The following is an 18,815-nucleotide window of genomic DNA, read 5'->3' on the forward strand; positions in this document are numbered from 1 at the left end:
CTTTAACAATCAAACAAGCAGGCAAATAAATTGCCTGCTTGTTTGATTTCTGTTTCTCTATTATTTTTTCAATTTTTCCCGCAATACCATTTGCAAAATACCGCCGTGGCGATAGTAGTCGATTTCGACTTCGCTGTCGAAACGAACTAATACTTCGAACTCTTTCGTTTCTCCTGTTTCTGGATTTGTAGCGGTTACTTTTACATAATCGCGCGGTTTGACGTTTTCGTCAATGTGCACTTCGAACACTTCTTTTCCTGTTAATCCTAATGTTTCTGCATTTTCCCCTTCTTTAAATTGAAGCGGCAATACACCCATTAGGACAAGGTTCGAGCGGTGAATACGCTCAAAGCTTTCGGCAATGACGGTCTTAATTCCTAATAAGAATGTACCTTTTGCTGCCCAGTCGCGGGAGCTTCCCATTCCATAGTCTTTACCAGCGATAACCACAAGACCTGTGCCGTCTTGTTTGTATTTCATGCACGCATCGTAAATGGACATCACTTCGCCTGTCGGCCAGTACGTTGTGTAACCGCCTTCTGTTCCTGGCGCAATTTGGTTGCGAATGCGAATGTTCGCAAACGTACCGCGCATCATGACCTCATGATTGCCGCGGCGAGATCCGTATGAGTTGAAATCTTTTGGATCGACGCCTTTTGATATGAGGTACTGACCAGCTGGTGTATTTTTGCCGATCGAGCCGGCTGGTGAAATATGGTCAGTTGTGACGGAATCACCGAATTTTCCAACAACTCGCAAGCCTGTAAGCGGCTGTACTTCGCGAACGTCTGGAGATAGTCCTTCAAAGAACGGCGGATTTTGAATGTATGTGGAATCCTCGTCCCATTGATAAAGCGGCTCATCCGTTGTTTCGATCGCATTCCAGCGCTGATTGTCATCGAACACGCGCTCATATTCTTTGCGGAACAGTTCTGGTGTTACCGTTTGTTTGACGACTTCTTTGACTTCTTCCATGGATGGCCAAATGTCATTAAAGTACACATCATTGCCATCTTTATCTTTGCCGATTGGCTCATTTAATAAGTCAATATCCACCGTACCGGCTAGGGCATACGCCACAACAAGCGGCGGTGAAGCAAGATAGTTCCCTTTTACAAGCGGATGAATGCGACCTTCGAAGTTGCGGTTACCAGAAAGCACACTTGTAACAAGCAAATCGTTTTCCGCAATCGCTTTTTCTAGTTCAGGAGCTAACGGTCCTGAGTTACCAATACATGTCGTACATCCATAACCGACAATGTTAAAACCGATTTGCTCTAGGTATGGAAGCAAGCCGGAGTCTTTTAAGTAGCCAGTAACTACTTTAGAACCCGGTGCGAGTGATGTTTTTACGTATTTTGGAACTTGTAATCCTTTTTCTACGGCTTTTTTCGCCACTAAACCAGCACCGATTAATACATATGGATTTGAAGTATTGGTACAGCTTGTGATCGCCGCGATGGCAATTGCTCCTGTTTTCATCGTCACTTCTTCGCCATTCAAAGTGACCGTGATTTGTTTATCAAGATCCGCTTCTGTTAATCCGAAGCCTTGGTTTCCTTGCGGCGCTTTCACCGCTTCACGGAATGCCTCTTTCATTTTGGAAAGCGGAATCAAATCTTGTGGACGTTTCGGACCAGAAAGGTTTGCTTCGATTTCAGAAAGATTGATTTCTACCACATCAGTGAAAATAGGTTCTTCCGCATCTGGCGTATAGAATAAGCCGTTTGCTTTACAATATGCTTCAACGACTTGAACATGATGCTCATCGCGACCTGTTAAACGTAAATATTCAAGCGCTTCTTCATCCACCGGGAAGAAACCACATGTTGCTCCATATTCTGGCGCCATGTTCGCGATAGTCGCACGGTCAGCAAGCGGCAATGTCGCTACACCTGGCCCAAAGAATTCAACGAACTTGCCCACAACGCCTTTTTTGCGAAGAACTTGCGTAACTTTTAAGGCAAGGTCCGTTGCGGTTGTACCGTTTGGCAATTTTCCGGTTAAACGTACACCAATTACCTCTGGTACTGGGAAGTAAGAAGGCTGTCCAAGCATTCCTGCTTCCGCTTCAATTCCGCCGACTCCCCAGCCAAGAACGCCAAGACCGTTAATCATCGTCGTATGAGAGTCCGTACCGACTAATGTATCCGGGAACGCTTCATATTCGCCGTTTTCCCCTTCAATGGTATGAACAACATTGGCTAAATATTCGAGGTTTACTTGGTGAACAATTCCCGTCGCTGGAGGAACAGCACGATAGTTGTTGAACGCTTTTTGTGCCCATTTTAAAAACTTATAGCGCTCTGCGTTGCGCTCAAACTCTAGGTTCATGTTGTACTCAAGCGCATCATCCGTTCCAGCTTTATCGACTTGCACAGAGTGGTCAATAACAAGGTCAACCGGAATTTCCGGATTGATCTCATATGGGTCACCACCTATATCTGCCATCGCTTTGCGCATCGACGCTAAGTCAACGACAGCTGGTACGCCTGTAAAGTCTTGCAAGATGACGCGTGATGGCTTAAACGGCACATCGATGTCTTTGAGTTCAGACGTTCCCCATTTTGCTAGGTTTTCTACATGCTCTTTCGTAATGACACGCCCGTCTACTTGTCGAAGTACTGATTCTAATAGCACTTTAATGGAATACGGTAAACGGGAGACGTTGCCGATCCCTGCTTCTTCAAGCGCTTGCAAACGGTAGTAATTATACTTTTTACCGCTTACTTCAAATGAAGAACGGGCTTGAAATACGTCTTGTTTTGCCATATGTATTACCCCCTCATACAATACTATACTATTTTTTCGAGCGAAAGTCGAAAAAATAGAATGAATTCTCCCAAAACCCGCAAAATTGTTACGCTTTTATCTTATTATAAGGGGCCATGCATTGTAAATAATAAATCCGCTCTTTCTTTTGATAAAAGAATAAATTCCCCTTCCCGTCACAAACTAGTAGCGGAGGTGAAGAGAATGGCAAAACGTAAGGCCAATCATGTCATTCCAGGGATGAATGCCGCAAGTGCGCAAGGGATGGGAGCAGGCTACAATGAGGAGCTGGCAAATGAACCGTTAACAGAGGAACAGCGCCAAAATAATAAAAAAAGAAAAAAGAATCAATAATACTTTTGTCATCTAGCATAAGAAAAGCGCCCTATTTCGTCTAAAAACTGCCACGTTCTATAGGCAAACAGCGAAATGCCGTCATCCTCACTCCCGAGATGGGCAAATGCCCTTTACTTGCACTTCGAGGGAGAAGGTTATTGATGCCAGAACGGCTTAAAGCATCACTTTTCAGATCATGCTTTAAGCAAATTCTGCATGGATGTCTATTCAAAAATCAAACTAGTTGGCCGCCGAGCTAGTCAAAACGACCGAAGAAATTTCCAGAAAGCGTTGCGGGCCAGTCCAGACAGCGGTTCAAACTTTATACTTCTTATTAACAATAAGGGAATGTCTCTAAACAGGACATTCCCTTATTGTTATTCTATTTCATTCACTTCATCAACGATCGCTTGTAAATCGCTACGAAATTGTTCGAGTTGAGCACGTTGCTTTTCGGAGGCGACTTCAAGAGCATTGTTAATTTGTTCGAACGCTTCATTCACTTCTTGTTTTAAATGTTTCAACTGACTTCCATAGTCAGCACGGTCACGTACTAAATGATCGTACCATTCTTTTGCTTCCATCGTCCCTTGCTGCGCTGCTTGAAACGCCTGTTGTTTGTCTTTATGATACGGCATGTCTGTTCACTCCTTCGCAAGTTGCATTCCGCATTTATTATCGTTTCAAATGCGGCACAAATTATACCGCGAATAAACAGAGAAAATGCTGTTATCCTAATGAATAGAAGGAGGAAGATCAAAATGACGAATAAAAATACAAGTACAGATATGCGAAAAAATGCACCAAAAGGTGATAATCCCGGCCAACCAGAGCCTTTAAGCGGATCAAAAAAAGTGAAAAACCGCAACCATACGCGTCAAAAGCATAATTCCAGTCACGATATGTAATGGAAGATTTTTTCTACAACTCCCGCCGCGAGCGCTTTCAAATGCGATGCATATGATAGAAAATAGCCATTCTATCGGTGAATGCGGAGGGAGTTGTTATAGAGTGGGAAACGATAAAAAGTCTGAATTGGAACAATGGCTTGAGGCATTATGTAGCGATCCATTTTCCAGCATTTTAGACGAGACGGTATTTCGTGTCGATGTATTTGAAACGGAAACCGAATATATCGTAGAGTCAGAGCTTATCAACTGTACAAAAGAGCAAATATTCGTCACATGTGAAAACGATGCTTTAATTATTCAAGTACACGAAAACGAAAACATTAATAAACAACGGGTCGTTCATTTGCCGTTCCCTCTTCTGAATAAAAACATTCGTGCTTATTTTACATCGCCTATTTTGGAAATTCACATCAGCAAAGAAATAAGCGCGAATCATCCCAATCGTTATATGATCACTATTCATGAAATAGATTTGTAAAGCTCTTCGAAATAAGAGCTTTTGTTTACATAATATTTTTATGGTGTAAAAATTGCTCTGCCGTTTCGGCAGAGCAATTGAATGTTACGAGGTTTTCACCCTTAAAAAAACTGCGGTAAATACTCTTTATGAGCTTCTAACATTTCATCTAAAATTTGTTTAGCAATCGTATCTGATGGAACAAGAGGGTTAATCGTCATCGCCACAAGAGCGGTATTATAGTCACCTGTTACAGCTGCCTCCGCAGCGACTCGTTCAAATGACTTAATTTGCTGAACAAGTCCTCTTACTGCGACTGGAAGATCACCAACCGCAATCGGTTTTGGACCTTCTTTTGTAATCACACAATTCACTTCAACAGCTGATTCGTTCGGAATACTGGCAATCGCTCCATTATTTTGCGTATTCACTGGCTGAATATCGCGCTTATCATTGTAAATCGAGGTAATGAGGCTGCATGCAGCATCGCTATAATAAGCACCTCCCCGCTTCTCAAGTTGCGGCGGTTTGATATCAAGATTCGGATCTTTGTACAGCTCAAATAGCTCGTCTTCTAGCTTTTTTACGACTTCCGCACGCGTGCCAACCGTTTTTGCTGCTTCCATTTCTTCAGCGAGCATTTTGCTCGTTTGGAAATAGTAGCGATGATACGGGCACGGAAGAATTTTTAATCCCTTTAAAAAACCGGGTTCCCAACCGAGATCGACGATATTTCGCATCGTGATCCCAGACGCTTCACCGCTTGTTAATCGATCAATCAATTCCTCTGTCATATTGTTACCGTCTACATAGATATTTACCCCAAATACCATATGGTTAAGCCCGGCAAAATCAATATGCACACGACGAGCATCAACACCAAGCAGTTTGGCGACTCCCATGCGCATCCCGATTGGCACATTACATAAACCGACGACTTTTTTATAGTTGCCGTAACGCAGTACCGCTTCTGTCACCATTCCTGCTGGGTTCGTGAAATTGATGAGCCATGCGTCTGGACAAAGCTCTTTCATATCCTTAATAATGTCAAGAATGACTGGAATCGTTCGTAACCCTTTAAACAATCCGCCCGGTCCGTTTGTTTCTTGACCAATAACGCCATATTTTAATGGAATTTTTTCGTCTTTCATGCGCGCCTCAAGGCGACCGACGCGAAATTGGGTCGTGACAAAATCTGCTCCTTCTAGTGCTTTGCGTCGATCAAGCGTCAAACGAATGTCCATCGGCACGCCTGCTTTTTTGACCATTCGTTTCGCTAGTTCGCCGACAATGTTTAGTTTTTCCTCTCCCTCTGGAATGTCAACGAGCCATAACTCACGGACGGGAAGCTCATCATACCGTTTGATAAATCCCTCAACTAATTCAGGTGTATAGCTAGACCCTCCGCCGATGGTGACAATTTTCAATCCTTGTATGCTCATATTTTTCTTCCCCCTTTGTTTTGCAATGACTCATATAAATCAACAAACTCAGCGGCCAGCTCTTTTAGCGTGATCGCGTTCATTAAGTGATCTTGCGCGTGTATCATCAACAAAGTGACTTCTTTTCGCTTCCCATTCGCTTCGTTTTGAATGAGCGAGGTTTGGACATGGTGAGCGGCATGTAACTCTTCGCTTGCCTTTTGCAGATGGTTCCTTGCTGTTATAAAATCTCCCTTTTTGGCGGCAGCAATAGCTTCCATCGCATAACTTCTCCCGTTTCCGCCATGAAGAATGAGTTGAAATACAGTTTCTTCATAAGTTCCCATATCTTTCTCCCCTACGTATGTTTTAATTCGCGATAAGTGATGAGTTCGATGTTTCTTTCCGAGATTGCCTGACGTACCTCTGGATCAGTTAAAATCGCTAGTTCGTTGATGCGCTCAAGACAATACGAGCTGCCTATTTGTAATGGAAGGTCAATGTAAGCAGGATGGCACATGATTTCTGCTGTTTGCCCGTCGCCGATTTGATTGACCAATGATAAAAAATATTCCTTTGTCAAATCGTTACCGTAAAATTGATGAATAAACACATCCACCGTCTGTAAATCAAACATATCCGTAGAAGGTACAGGCCGAGCAGGCAAATGGTGCTGCTGAGCAAGTTTTTTTACAATCGGAAATACCTTCTCGTGAGCATGAACATGATGATGGCTATCGATATGAGTCGGCGTTAGTCCAAGTGAGAAAAATTTTTCAAGCTGAGCCGTTAATTCCCTCTCAATCTCATTGATATCCGCATGAAGAAGCTGTTCATCGCGCTTACGAAATTCACCGTTTTCATTCACTAATGATGAAACATCGGAACAAACGGGTTTTCCGCATGTTAGCACAAAATGAATTCCTACTCCTAAATCTGGATTCTCTTTTGCCAGCTGGGCGGCATGTTCCACCCCCGGCATATTCACCATCATCGTCGTAGATGTCACGACTCCATGTTGAAATGCTTCTAAAATCCCTAAATTAACACCTTTGGAATAACCAAAGTCATCCGCGTTAATAATGCATCGAATCGACATCGTTCTCGCCTCACCTTTGCTATGTCATCGTTGAATCCATTTTTGCGTCAGTGATATCGCCTTCTTCGGCTACTTTTTGTTTGTCCCACATCGCAAAAAACGGATAATAAATCGCTAAAGCGATCAAGAAATTAATAAGTTGTAAAATGCTACCAGATATTTTCCCGCCGGTTGCTAAATAACCGCTAATAATCATCGGTGTCGTCCACGGTACCGCCACTCCACTCGGCTTGGCAACAAGACCTGTCGCCATCGCTACATAAGAAATGATTGTCAACACAATTGGCACAAGAATGAACGGGATAATGAGTAACGGGTTCATCACGATCGGCATGCCGAACGTAATCGGTTCATTAATATTAAAAATGCCTGGCGCAATCGAAAGACGTCCGAGACTTTTCAGCTGCTGACTTCGTGAACGAAGCAACATCGCTACTGCAAGCGCCAATGTCGCTCCAGAACCACCAATATAAATCCAAAGGTCAAAAAACTGCTGAGTAATGACATTCGGCAAATCTGCGTTCGGATTCGCTTGGAAAACCATCCGATTTTCGTCCATGAGCGAAAGCCAGATGGGACCCATGATGCCACCGACAATTGCCGCTCCATGCAAGCCGACAGACCAAAGAAGCTGAACAAGGAGCACAGCAATAATCGCTCCAAATAAACTGCCACCTAAGGTGCTGAGCGGTTTGTTTAACAATACGGTAACGATATTATGGAAGCTTTCAAACGGCGTGAGTTCTAAAAGTAAACGGGATACCCAAATAAGACAAATGACCGCAAATCCCGGAATCAGTGCAACAAATGAACGAGATACCGCTGGTGGCACTCCGTCTGGAAGCTTAATGACGATATTTTTTTGGATGATTTTTCGATAAATCTCCGTTGAAATAAGTGCCAAAAGCATTGCGACAAACAATCCTTTACTGCCAACCCATTGCACTGGAATACCGCCGCCAACCATCAGCGTCTCTTTTGAACCTTCAGGAACAAAAGGCACCTTATAAGGAGTCGCTAGCAAAAACGCTGCAAGTGAAATCGCGCCGGCCGACAGCGCATCAACCTTGTATTTTTCGGCAAGCCGATAAGCAACCCCAAAGCTAACGACAAGCGCCATAATATCAAAGGTGGCTCCAACGGGATAAAGAAGCTTTTCCAGCCACTTTTCTCCGAATGTTCCAGCCATAAATTCGTTATAGCCGGGAATTGGAAGGTACCCAAGAATCAAAAATAAAGAACCAATAATTAATAATGGCATCGCTAAAATAATTCCATCACGAATCGCTTGAAGATGTTTTTGTTCAGCGATTCGACCGGCGACTGGCATGACATATTTTTCTAACACACTGATAAACGCATTCATTCGCCCGTCCCCCTTTTTTATTGTTTTAATCGCAGCGCAAATTCAAGAACACTTGCGCCATTGACACGTCCGTAATCCGTTGGGTTAATGACATCAACGGGAATACCGCGCGCTTCGCCTTCTTTTTTAAATTGCGACAGCTTGTAACGAACTTGCGGTCCAAGCAGCAACACATCAGCACGATCGAGATGTGCTTTTGCTTCATCGGCAGAAACCGCCCAAATGTTTGCTTCGATGCCTTTTTCTTTAGCAGCTTGTTGCATTTTTGTTACTAACAAACTTGTCGACATGCCAGCGGCACAAACTAATAAAATGTTCATCGAATCATTCCCCCTTATGAGTTCTCACTAACATACTGCTGCAATATTCATGCCAAGGTGCAAAAAAAGCGTGCGAGTAAGCATAAAACATCAGTGTGTTATAAAAACAGAAATTGTTTTTGAAAACGTTTACAATAGTGTTCAGAAAACCAAAGAATCATATATTGTGTGTTAACAATTTGTTTTGCAATATTCAAAAAATTTCATAATATAACACAGCTCATCCTTAGTAAGGTTGACACGATATTTCTTTTCAAGAGAATGCAACTCTTTTTTCACAAGATGATATAGCCACTCGTTCTCTTTTATATATTTTTCCTTTTGCTCATATTGAACAGAATTGTCGCCTGCGATGAGACGGTCAAGCATACAGCACGTATGAAGGACCATCCCGATCATATCGTGAGGATGGACATTGATTTGCAGCTTCTGCTGAATGTTTGCAAAACAACAGCGAATCGCAGCAATCCCTTCGCTTGCTCGAATACATTGAAGATGATTGGTCAGTATTTCAATCATTTTTGTATATGTTTCTTCTATATCAATCAGTTTTTGAATTGATTTGATAGCCCGCAAACTTAACACCTCTTCAATATAAAAATATGGGGTTTTACCTAAAAATGGGACATTACTAATCACACATAACAAGCGGTAATGTTTTTCAATTTGAGACAACCTCATCTGCATATCTTTTTCACTAGCGACATGAATCGGAATGATATCTACAAACTCATTATCAAAATGCAAATACGTCTCAAGCACTTTTTTTATCGCTAAAGCGCTTCCTTTTCCGGTTACACAAGCAGTAATAATTACAAACTTTTCTTGTTTTTGCTCATCTCCATTCCATAGTGGGCGGTTTACATAAAATGGGGTAACATTTTTCACATCTTCATAAATTTCTTCGAGCGAATAGCCTACTATTGCTTTCCGCGCTGCTTCGAGAACGTGTGGGGTGCTAATGGCGGATACGACTTTCACAGGAATACCAACCTCTTTTTCTAGCAGTTCTCCAAATGTAGTAAGCGAGCCCATATCAACTAAAAGAAGAAGACCTTTCTTCGAAGCGATTTGTTTCACAAGCATTTTGGCTCGTTCATATATTTCTTTTGGCTCTAAATGCATCGGCATATCAATCGCTTTCACGTGATCAGTGGCAAGCAAATGGTTGGTGACATCAGCCATTGCTGTGGCTGCTCCGTTTCCATGCATCATGACTAAAATAGACACATGTTCTTCATGATCGTTGATTGCTTCATTATCCAGCACAAAAAACATTGTTAGAAAACTAGCTTCATCAATGGGAAGGTCAAGCCCCGTATGTTCTTCAATCATTTTCATGCAATCTAAAGCAAGGTTAAATTCGTTTTTGTACATCATTCGTACTTTATTGAGATGCGGATTCATAATCTTTTTGCCGTTTTGAATTCGCTGAATCGATGTTTGAATATGCAAAGCAAGACCATACACGACTTTTTTCGCAAACCGTTTACGAAGGGCTCTTTCTGCCTGCTGGATTATCGTTTCCGCTAATTGAATGATCGGCGGATCAATAATTTTCGCTAAGTCATTGCCAGTATGAATGCGCCTGTTTACTCCTTTCATATATTGGGTAAAATAATTTTCCACATCAATTTCCATTAAAAGTTCAAGCTCATCATCATTTACACCATGCGCCTTCAGCTCGTTAAACTTTCTTTCAATGCTTTCGTATATATTTTGGTAGTCTGCCTCGTTTGGTTCAAAACTCATCTCTTCACGATCCGGAGAAAAAATATAGTAACGATATTGAAAAACAAGAGATCTTGCTTGCTTTTTGGCAATGAAAAGACCTTCTTTTATATAATGAGGTAAATCCGGGCTATTAATTTGAACTTTCTTCTTTTTCGCTGTGACATAATCGGCATATGCTTTGGCACACGCTAGCTGAATGTCTGCTTTTAATTGGCCAACGTTATTCGGGCATGGATAGCATAAAAACGCTCGAACCGTATTAGCGGAAACGTGAATTTCTTTTCCTAATCGAATCGCTTCCTCTCTGAAAAAATGAAAAATTAAGTGACATCGTTCTTCTGTCGTTCGTTCTCGCAACGGAGGCAAATAAATATTCATCGGAATTCTACGCCGAAATGTGGTTAGTAGACTCGATTCCGGGTTTTCCGTCGTCGCACAAATAAGCAATACATTCGCACTTCGCACTGTCTCCGTTTCTCCTAGCCGGCGGTACACCCCTTTATCGATAAAAGTAAATAGCATTTCTTGCCCCTCAGCCGGCAGCCGATGTACTTCATCTAAGAATAAAATACCGTTGTTTGCTTTTTCAATGAGCCCTTTTTGTTCAGCCGCTCCAGTGTATGCTCCTTTTTTGACGCCAAACAGTTGGCCAAGCAATAATTGCGGATTATTGGCGTAATCGGCACAATTAAATGCAATAAATGGAGCATCTTGTGAACATTTACGAATTTCGATGGAAAACTCATGAAGAAGCTCGGCAAACATTGATTTTCCGGTCCCTGTTTCACCGAGGATAAGCATATGCATTCCTTTTGGAGGATAAAGAATCGCGGCTTTTCCTTGTTCGACAGCGATCGCTAAACTTGGTTGATGATACATTAGTTCATCCAATTTTGTTAAAAACATCTCACTGGATTTTTGTCGCACAACGGAAAAAAGAACAGGTCTTCCATTTCTTTTTTGTACTTTTCCCTTCTTCCACAGCTTGTTTAAATCGCTACTGACGTTGGCTCGGTCTAGCTTCAATATGCTCGCTAGCTGTTGAGCACTAATCCACTCGTTGTTGCTCGATGTTAACTCCTTTAATTTTTCATAGACGATATCAATCCGTTTCACATCACACTCTCCCCTATCAATTATTGTTTACTAGACAGTCAGTAAAAAGCTGTTTTCTTCTCCATCTCTTTACTATTTTATTGCCAATAATAAAAGAGGATGCTCCTTTATAAAGGAACATCCTCATCAATGGTTTATTATTAAGCAAGCAGCATGTTTACTTCGCAAACACATGATGACCGATGCGAATCGTTACCGGTCTTGAAAGAATCCATTTGTCTTTAGTGATTTTTGGATTGTAGAAGTAGAGGGAACCGCGGCGATCTTTTGGAAATAACGCTAATGCTTCATCGACAGCCGCATAATCTTGTTTCGTTGGCTGAATGCGAGTCAGTTTTCCTGTTTTCACAGGTACAAATGCATAGCCTGTTTTCGTTTTTTGATAAATCACTCCTTTAATGCTATTAGGAAATGCAGGGCTTTTTACACGATTTAAAATTACTAAAGCTACTTCTACTTTTCCGGCGAACGGTTCACTTGAGCCCGTTTCCGCTTGAACGAGCTGCGCCATTAATTTCCGTTCCTCCGCCGTAATCGAAGGTTTCGCTGTTGATACTGTCTTGGTTGCTTTCACCGTTACAGGCACTTTTAACGTTTCGCCAGCGAAAATTTGATCACTTTTCCGTTTGTTTAACGTTTTTATTGTGGAAATCGTAGTTTTATATTTTTTAGCAATTTTATAAAAAGAATCACCTTTTTGTACTTTATAGTATGTATACGTCGTTGCCGCATTCCCTTGTTGTGCTGTAAACGCTCCAACCATACAGCAAACTACTGCGAGTGTTGAAAAGACTTTTTTCATCATTTTGTCCTCCTCATAGTTGCTTGTTGGCTCTCTCGTCGGCATTTCCTAGATTAGCATGTTCATAGACGCATATCACTGGTCGGAATTACCATTTCATCTCTATGACATACGCGAATACATTGATAGATAAGGGATCGCGGCTCTTCTTTACAGTTCTATTACAGTTTCGTAACAATCAACGACATATCAGCCAAAAGCAGCCCTTCTTGCCAAACATAGCTATTTTCGCGATAATGATTGATAGAGATGGAAGTTTGCGTTGAGGTGAAAGTATGTTAACAGGTTGGTTTCTTTTGTTTATTTTGTTTTGGGTCGTCTTTTTGTTGATCACAATGTCAATTGGTGGTTTTTTTATGTTTCGCAAATTTTTAAAGAGATTGCCGAAAGCAGATGGAAAGTCCGAATTGGACTGGCAGGAATATTACATCGAACAGACACGGCACTTATGGGGCGATGAGGAAAAAGCGCTTCTTGAAGATTTAGTAAAGCCTGTACCAGAGCTGTTTCGCGATGTTGCCCGGCAAAAAATCGCCGGCAAAATCGGCGAACTAGCCCTTCAAGAAAATGCATCCTGTATTACAAAAGATTTAGTGATCCGCGGCTATATTATCGCCACACCTAAACGCGATCATAAATTTTTAGTCAAAGCCTTGAAAGAAAAACAAATTAATTTAGCCCCTTACGAACATTTGCTCCAAAGCAAATAAAAAGCGGTGGCATCTCGCCTCCGCTTTTCTTTTTACGTTGACCATATCGTTGGATTATGATTAAGCTGTCTTTCTAATTTTTTGTAAGAAATATACATAGCAACTCGCCACGGCACAATCATGGAAAACGCCAGCAAGTAAAACATCCCGCTTAATTGACGATAATCAATCGTTCTTCCTAAATATGATTTTAAGCCAAGGCGAATGACGAGTAAGCTAATTAAAATCCAAACAAATGCTTTTGAGCGTTTTAAATAAATGTGTCCATCTTTAATTTCAAACTTTGATGTTTTAATGAGAAAAATAGAGAAAAAAGCCCCTAGCACAATTGCTTCTAACAGCTCACCTTTTGTAACTCGAAACGGTGGGTCTAAAAACATAAGTGCACCTGTGCTCATAAAAATGGGAGGTAAAATAATTTTTCTTGCATTTGTCGGCCTTTTCGACGCTTTCAATCTCACAAATAAAATGAACACTGCCATACACACTGCGATAATTGAACTAATTATTGCCACAATCATCATCCTTTACCATTAATTTACTCATTGGTATATTTTTTATTATTATGCATCGCTACATTAACGCGCGATTCACTGCTTCGATGACGCGACTTTCTTCAAACGGTTTGACGATAAAATCAATCGCCCCTGCTTCGATCGCTTCCACAACCATTTTTTGTTGCCCCATCGCTGAACACATAATAATTTTTGCGTTCTCATCCTCGCGCTTAATTGCCTTTACCGCTTCCAATCCGTTCATAATGGGCATTGTAATATCCAAAGTAACGACATCGGGTTTTAATGTTCGATACAGCTCCACAGCTTCCTGCCCGTTTTCTCCTTCCCCGACAATCTCATGGTTTGCTTTCCTTAAAATGTTCGATAACGTCATTCGCATAAACTTTGCATCGTCTACAATGAGTATTTTGGCCATGATCATCCCCCTACTCAGCTAAGAATCATATGTGCATAACGGGTCGTCGGTCCTATCAAACAATGTAACGAATTTGACGATGAAATTCAACTTGCCGGAACTTAAAAGCCGGTGAATCCCCCGAAAATACTTGTTGTATAAACAATAATTTTGGTCATCCAGTCAAAAAATAATACAACTCCCATCACGATCATTGTATATCCGCCTACTTTCACGATTTTGACATGATGGCGACGGATCCACTGCATCTTGCCAATAAAAAAGGAAAGAAGAAAAAACGGGATAGCAAATCCCAATGAATACGCTAACATATAAATCATTCCTGAACTTGGGTTCGTTGCTGCTAGCGCGATGACAGATACTAAAATCGGCCCTGTGCACGGCGTCCATCCTGCAGCAAAGGCCATACCAATCAGAATCGAACCGACATAACCGGAAGGCCGCTTCTGGAAGGAAAAACGTCGATCTTTCATCAAAAAGCTTGGCTTAAATACTCCAACAATGACAAACCCAAAAAAGATAATAAGAATTGCACCAACCTGGCGAATAAAATCTTGATATTCGTTAAACCACTGACCAATGAACGATGTACCGAACCCGATCGAAATAAAAATAAACGAAAAACCAAGCAAGAAAAAAAACGTATGTAACAAACTGCGCTTTTGTAACATCGCATTCTCCGATTGTAACTCTGCGACCGATACGCCGGTAACATATGATAAAAACGCTGGATAAAGCGGCAAACAGCATGGCGAAATAAACGACAAAAATCCGGCTCCAAATGCCAAAAAAACATTGACGTCAGTCATGTTATTCAGCTCCTAAACTCTTTTTTATTTTCATTTTACCAAAAAAATGAGTACCTTGGTGATACTTCGATTGAATTATCTAATGGTGAAACAAGAAAAATAGTTATTTCTCTTTTGAATTAATTACCAAAATAGTTTACAATACCTATATAATCCTTGAAAAGAAAGGACTTGACCTCTCGTGTCAAAGCAAAAAATTCTTACACTCATTGAACAAAAACGGAATGAGTTAATAGAAATCGTTGCGAAAAACGGCTTAAATGCAACGGTCACACTTCAATTAAGCCAAGAGCTAGATTTGTTGTTAAATCAATATAACGAATATAAGTTTAAGAAGAAAAAACGCTCCTCCCCTCACTGGCAAGAGTGAAAAAGCGCTTTTTCCTTATACATATTCTTCAACATCCGTTAGCCCGTTTTGCAATAAATACATTTTATAGTAAAGTCCTTTTTGCGCCAATAGTTCTTGATGCGTCCCTCTTTCAACAATTTCACCGCGATGAAGAACGAGAATTTGGTCAGCATCTTGGATGGTGGACAAGCGATGGGCAATCGCGATCGTTGTTCGTCCTTTTCGCATGTTGGCAAGCGCCTCTTGAATTGCTTCTTCCGTTTCTGTATCAATATTGGCTGTCGCTTCATCAAGAACGAGAATTTTCGGATTCATCGCTATCGTGCGCGCAAAAGCAATTAATTGCCGTTGTCCACTTGAAAAGGTAGCGCCCCGTTCAACGACTTGATGGCGATATTGTTGCGGAAGTTTTTTAATAAATTCATCCGCTTGCACGAAACGTGCAGCTTCAACAATATCTTTATTGGTTAAGTCGCGATTGTACATGCGAATGTTCTCTTCGATCGTGCCGTAAAACAAAAACGGATCTTGCAAAACGAGGCCGATATTCTTGCGCAGTTCTTCGTTCGAATAATGACGAATCGATACACCATCAATGAGAATATCGCCGCGGTCAAATTCATAAAACCTCATGAGCAAGTTAATAATCGAGCTTTTTCCACTTCCGGTATGCCCAACTAACGCTACTGTTTCGCCTGGTTTTGCGATAAAGGAAATATGCTTTAATACATCGCGTTTTCCATCATAAGAAAAGCTGACATTACGAAATTCAATCGTCCCTTTGGAAATTGTTGTGCCTCTTTCTTCTGCCGCTCCCGGTGCTAATTCTGTATGGTCAAGAAGTGCAAACACGCGCGCACCGGAAACGATCGCTTGCTGATATAACGACAGACGCATCATCATTTGAGTTACCGGTTCAAAAAAGCGCTCCAAATAGTTCACAAAGGCATACAGCACCCCGATTTCTACCGGGCTTTCCATTGCAGAAATACCGAAAAAACTGAGCACGACAATAATCGACAAAATGTACACAACATCAATGGCTGGTCTTAAAAGCAAGCCATCAATTTTAATATTTTTCATCCCTGCTTCATAATGTTTGTCATTAATCATCGCAAATTCTTGACGCAGCCGCTTTTCTTGACGAAATACTTGAATAATCGCCATTCCCTGCAGCGATTCATTCAATTTCGCATTCAATTCGCTTAATCGTTCGCGCATTTCTTTGTAAAAAATCGGACTATAATGGCGATACAGTTTCATAATCCACAGTATCACCGGCAAAATAAATAGACAATACAGCGCCAGTTGAACATTTAACAAAAACATCGCGATAAAAATCCCAATCACAAATACACCGTTTTGAACAAAGCTAGAAAGCACACTCACAAACATGTCTTGAATCGCTTCCGTATCGTTTGTGACGCGCGAAACGATGCTTCCTCCCGGCGTTTGGTCAAAATAGCGCATTCCAAGCTGATGCACTTTTGTAAACACGTCGATACGCAACAATTGAATAATATTTAATGCTAGCTCTTGAAATTTGACAAGCTGGAAATACGTAATGACCGTTTTGGCGACAAGCACCCCTAAGTATGCGCCAGCTATCCAAAGGAGCGGGCGTGCCTCAAGACGACGCGGCGTTAAATAATCGTCAATAAACACTTTGACTAAATACGGTCCAATAAGTTCCCCTGCCGTTGCAAAAATCAATAAAATAAACGCAACGAGCGCCTCTGTTTTATAACCCTTTATGTAGGAAAGCAATCTCCATAATACTTGCCGTTGCTCTTTCGGAGTTAATAATTTGTCCATGATTACCCCCCGTGTTCGACTAATGATTCCAGCTGCTGACGATAATACATATCGCGATACCAGCCGCGCTCATTCATCAGCGTTTCGTGTGTTCCCATTTGGGCAATTTGCCCATTGTCTAAAACAAGAATCAAATCGGCATGTTGAACCGCACTTAATCGGTGTGAGGCAATGATCGTTGTTTTACCAGCACGATTTTCTTTTAAAGCGGATAAAATCCGTTCCTCCGTTTTTGCATCAACAGCCGACAATGAGTCGTCAAGAATAAGAACTTCCGGATTCATTAACAGCGCACGTGCAATGGAAATGCGCTGTTTTTGTCCGCCAGAAAGGGACACCCCTCTTTCACCGACGATCGTGTCATAGCCGTCGGTAAACTGTTCAATATCTTCATGAACGCTTGCTAATTTCGCCGCTTCAATAATTTTGTCCTCGCTCGCTTCTGGACAAGCAAAAGCAATGTTTTCTCTAACGGTTGCTGAAAATAAGAAGTGGTCTTGCGGCACATAGCCGATGGAAGCGCGCAATGCATTTCGTTTGTATTGGCTAATTTCATGACCAGCGAATCGAATCTGTCCATCATATTGATCAAATTCACGAATCAGCAGCTTTAATAACGTTGTTTTTCCTGTTCCTGTTTTTCCGACGAGGCCAAGCGTTTGACCACGCTTTAACGTAAAAGAAATATGTTGTAACACAGGAGCTGTTTCGTTTGGATATGTAAATTGCCTGATATCGTATACAATATCCCCTATCGGCGGTGTGGAAATCGCATTTTCTACCTCTTGTATTTCCTCTTGTTCGCTCAACAAGCTCCGAACGCGATCGTAAGAGGCACGTCCCCGTTCGACGATGTTGAACAACCATCCAAACGCCAGCATCGGCCAAATTAAAATGCCTAAATACGTTGTAAACGACACGAGTTGCCCAATCGTTAGCTCCCCTGCTAACACCATTTTTGCGCCAAACACGACCGCTAAGAAAAAAGACAGGCCAACAATAAACGAAATCGTCGGATCAAACAAGGCATCAATTTTTGCAACATCCATATTTTTGGAAACCACTTTATTGGATTGCCTGCGAAATGATTCAACATCTTCTAGTTCGTAACCAAACGTTTTTATCACTTTCATTCCGCTAATGCTTTCTTGTACTTTATCGTTTAACGAAGAAAACGCTTCTTGTGCTTTTAAAAACCGCTTATGGAGTAACGTCCCATAATGACTTGTTGCCAACGCCATGAACGGCATCGGAATTAAGCTAATGAGTGTTAACTTCCAGCTAATCGTAAACGCCATGGCGATCAAAACGAAGCTTCCTAACATTAGTGAGTCAACAAGTGTCAATATACCGTTTCCGGCCGTTTGTTGAATCGCCTGTAAATCGTTTGTCACATGTGCCATTAAATCGCCAATCCGTTTTCTCTGGTAAAAAGAGGATGACATTTTTGTAAAATGCGCATACAGTTCATTGCGAAGTTGACGTGACAGCTTCACCGCAGAGCCGAAAATTAAAATGCGCCAAAGATATCGCAAACCATATAGTGCTATAGCGATAATAAGCAAAATCCCAATCCATTGACCGAGATACGCTTTCGTCATCGTTCCGTTCTTAATGTGGTCAATGATAATGCCAATGACTTTTGGGGGAACCATCTCTAATAATGCAACGATTATCAATAAGATAATCCCAGTAATGTATGCCTTTTTCTCTTGATAAAAAAACCACATTAAGTCTTTAAATACTTTCATAACATCTCTCCCATCCATAACATCTTGAAAACGGGCTATATTATTGTAACAAAAATAGAAAAATTCCGAAAGTTTTAGTGAAATAAAAAGACACTCAATCGAGTGCCTGTC

At 41.4% G+C, this 18,815-nt stretch carries 19 protein-coding genes; 5 read left to right on the top strand and 14 right to left on the bottom strand.

Going from position 1 to position 18,815, the window contains the following annotated elements; genetic code table 11:
• Positions 1-60 precede the first annotated feature (60 nt).
• The gene (acnA, locus tag HNR31_RS15630) at positions 61-2,772 is read right to left on the bottom strand and encodes an aconitate hydratase AcnA (RefSeq protein WP_181557119.1); all 2,712 of its coding nucleotides are present in this window, start codon (positions 2,770-2,772) and stop codon (positions 61-63) included.
• Positions 2,773-2,976: 204 nt separating this feature from the next.
• Between acnA and sspO the strand changes: the two genes are divergently transcribed.
• The gene (gene sspO, locus HNR31_RS15635; protein WP_181557120.1) at positions 2,977-3,126 is read left to right on the top strand and encodes a small acid-soluble spore protein O; all 150 of its coding nucleotides are present in this window, start codon (positions 2,977-2,979) and stop codon (positions 3,124-3,126) included.
• 359 nt (positions 3,127-3,485) lie between these two features.
• On the opposite strand, the gene HNR31_RS15640 is transcribed toward sspO, so the two are convergent.
• Complete coding sequence (locus tag HNR31_RS15640) at positions 3,486-3,746, bottom strand: hypothetical protein (protein WP_181557121.1); 261 nt, start codon at positions 3,744-3,746, stop codon at positions 3,486-3,488.
• Between the two features lie 123 nt (positions 3,747-3,869).
• Here HNR31_RS15640 and HNR31_RS15645 point away from each other — a divergent pair, with 123 nt between their 5' ends.
• Entirely contained in the window at positions 3,870-4,016 is a 147-nt protein-coding gene (locus tag HNR31_RS15645; protein WP_015863578.1) for a small acid-soluble spore protein P, read from the top strand.
• A 103-nt stretch (positions 4,017-4,119) separates the two neighbouring features.
• A complete protein-coding gene (locus HNR31_RS15650) occupies positions 4,120-4,497 on the top strand; it encodes an alpha-crystallin domain-containing protein (protein WP_181557122.1) in 378 nt (125 codons plus the stop codon).
• A gap of 101 nt (positions 4,498-4,598) precedes the next feature.
• On the opposite strand, the gene HNR31_RS15655 is transcribed toward HNR31_RS15650, so the two are convergent.
• The 7 genes from HNR31_RS15655 to HNR31_RS15685 all read right to left on the bottom strand — a co-directional run bounded on the left by HNR31_RS15655 (position 4,599) and on the right by HNR31_RS15685 (position 12,334).
• On the bottom strand, positions 4,599-5,918 hold the full coding sequence (locus HNR31_RS15655; protein WP_220129563.1) for a 6-phospho-beta-glucosidase: 1,320 nt from the start codon (positions 5,916-5,918) through the stop codon (positions 4,599-4,601).
• Positions 5,915-6,244 (bottom strand): PTS lactose/cellobiose transporter subunit IIA, encoded by a 330-nt coding sequence (locus HNR31_RS15660; RefSeq protein WP_181557123.1) that lies wholly within the window; start codon positions 6,242-6,244, stop codon positions 5,915-5,917. Before HNR31_RS15660 ends, HNR31_RS15655 begins: the two co-directional genes overlap by 4 nt.
• A gap of 11 nt (positions 6,245-6,255) precedes the next feature.
• A complete protein-coding gene (gene chbG, locus HNR31_RS15665) occupies positions 6,256-6,990 on the bottom strand; it encodes a chitin disaccharide deacetylase (RefSeq protein WP_181557150.1) in 735 nt (244 codons plus the stop codon).
• Between the two features lie 25 nt (positions 6,991-7,015).
• Positions 7,016-8,362: a PTS cellobiose transporter subunit IIC gene (celB, locus tag HNR31_RS15670; RefSeq protein ID WP_181557124.1), complete on the bottom strand. Its 1,347-nt coding sequence runs from the start codon at positions 8,360-8,362 to the stop codon at positions 7,016-7,018.
• Positions 8,363-8,379: 17 nt separating this feature from the next.
• Entirely contained in the window at positions 8,380-8,682 is a 303-nt protein-coding gene (locus HNR31_RS15675; protein ID WP_181557125.1) for a PTS sugar transporter subunit IIB, read from the bottom strand.
• Positions 8,683-8,853: 171 nt separating this feature from the next.
• Positions 8,854-11,532, bottom strand: coding sequence for a sigma 54-interacting transcriptional regulator (locus tag HNR31_RS15680; RefSeq protein ID WP_181557126.1), 2,679 nt, complete (start codon positions 11,530-11,532; stop codon positions 8,854-8,856).
• A gap of 157 nt (positions 11,533-11,689) precedes the next feature.
• Positions 11,690-12,334: a cell wall hydrolase gene (locus HNR31_RS15685; protein ID WP_374058324.1), complete on the bottom strand. Its 645-nt coding sequence runs from the start codon at positions 12,332-12,334 to the stop codon at positions 11,690-11,692.
• Between the two features lie 275 nt (positions 12,335-12,609).
• On the opposite strand from HNR31_RS15685, the gene HNR31_RS15690 reads away from it, so the two are divergent.
• Complete coding sequence (locus HNR31_RS15690) at positions 12,610-13,044, top strand: DUF2621 domain-containing protein (protein ID WP_181557128.1); 435 nt, start codon at positions 12,610-12,612, stop codon at positions 13,042-13,044.
• Positions 13,045-13,076: 32 nt separating this feature from the next.
• On the opposite strand, the gene HNR31_RS15695 is transcribed toward HNR31_RS15690, so the two are convergent.
• From HNR31_RS15695 to HNR31_RS15705, 3 genes are all read right to left on the bottom strand, one after another.
• Positions 13,077-13,559: a CcdC family protein gene (locus HNR31_RS15695; RefSeq protein WP_181557129.1), complete on the bottom strand. Its 483-nt coding sequence runs from the start codon at positions 13,557-13,559 to the stop codon at positions 13,077-13,079.
• Between the two features lie 58 nt (positions 13,560-13,617).
• Positions 13,618-13,977 (bottom strand): response regulator, encoded by a 360-nt coding sequence (locus HNR31_RS15700; protein WP_220129566.1) that lies wholly within the window; start codon positions 13,975-13,977, stop codon positions 13,618-13,620.
• A gap of 101 nt (positions 13,978-14,078) precedes the next feature.
• On the bottom strand, positions 14,079-14,786 hold the full coding sequence (locus HNR31_RS15705; protein WP_181557130.1) for a cytochrome c biogenesis CcdA family protein: 708 nt from the start codon (positions 14,784-14,786) through the stop codon (positions 14,079-14,081).
• Positions 14,787-14,967: 181 nt separating this feature from the next.
• Between HNR31_RS15705 and HNR31_RS15710 the strand changes: the two genes are divergently transcribed.
• The gene (locus HNR31_RS15710; protein WP_181557131.1) at positions 14,968-15,156 is read left to right on the top strand and encodes an aspartyl-phosphate phosphatase Spo0E family protein; all 189 of its coding nucleotides are present in this window, start codon (positions 14,968-14,970) and stop codon (positions 15,154-15,156) included.
• A gap of 15 nt (positions 15,157-15,171) precedes the next feature.
• Here HNR31_RS15710 and HNR31_RS15715 read toward each other — a convergent pair whose 3' ends face one another.
• On the bottom strand, positions 15,172-16,956 hold the full coding sequence (locus HNR31_RS15715) for an ABC transporter ATP-binding protein (RefSeq protein ID WP_181557152.1): 1,785 nt from the start codon (positions 16,954-16,956) through the stop codon (positions 15,172-15,174).
• Positions 16,956-18,704 (bottom strand): ABC transporter transmembrane domain-containing protein, encoded by a 1,749-nt coding sequence (locus HNR31_RS15720; protein WP_181557132.1) that lies wholly within the window; start codon positions 18,702-18,704, stop codon positions 16,956-16,958. Before HNR31_RS15720 ends, HNR31_RS15715 begins: the two co-directional genes overlap by 1 nt.
• Positions 18,705-18,815: the final 111 nt, after the last annotated feature.

Origin of the sequence: Thermaerobacillus caldiproteolyticus, assembly GCF_013761245.1 — a bacterium.
Taxonomy (GTDB): Bacteria; Bacillota; Bacilli; order Bacillales; family Anoxybacillaceae; genus Thermaerobacillus; species Thermaerobacillus caldiproteolyticus.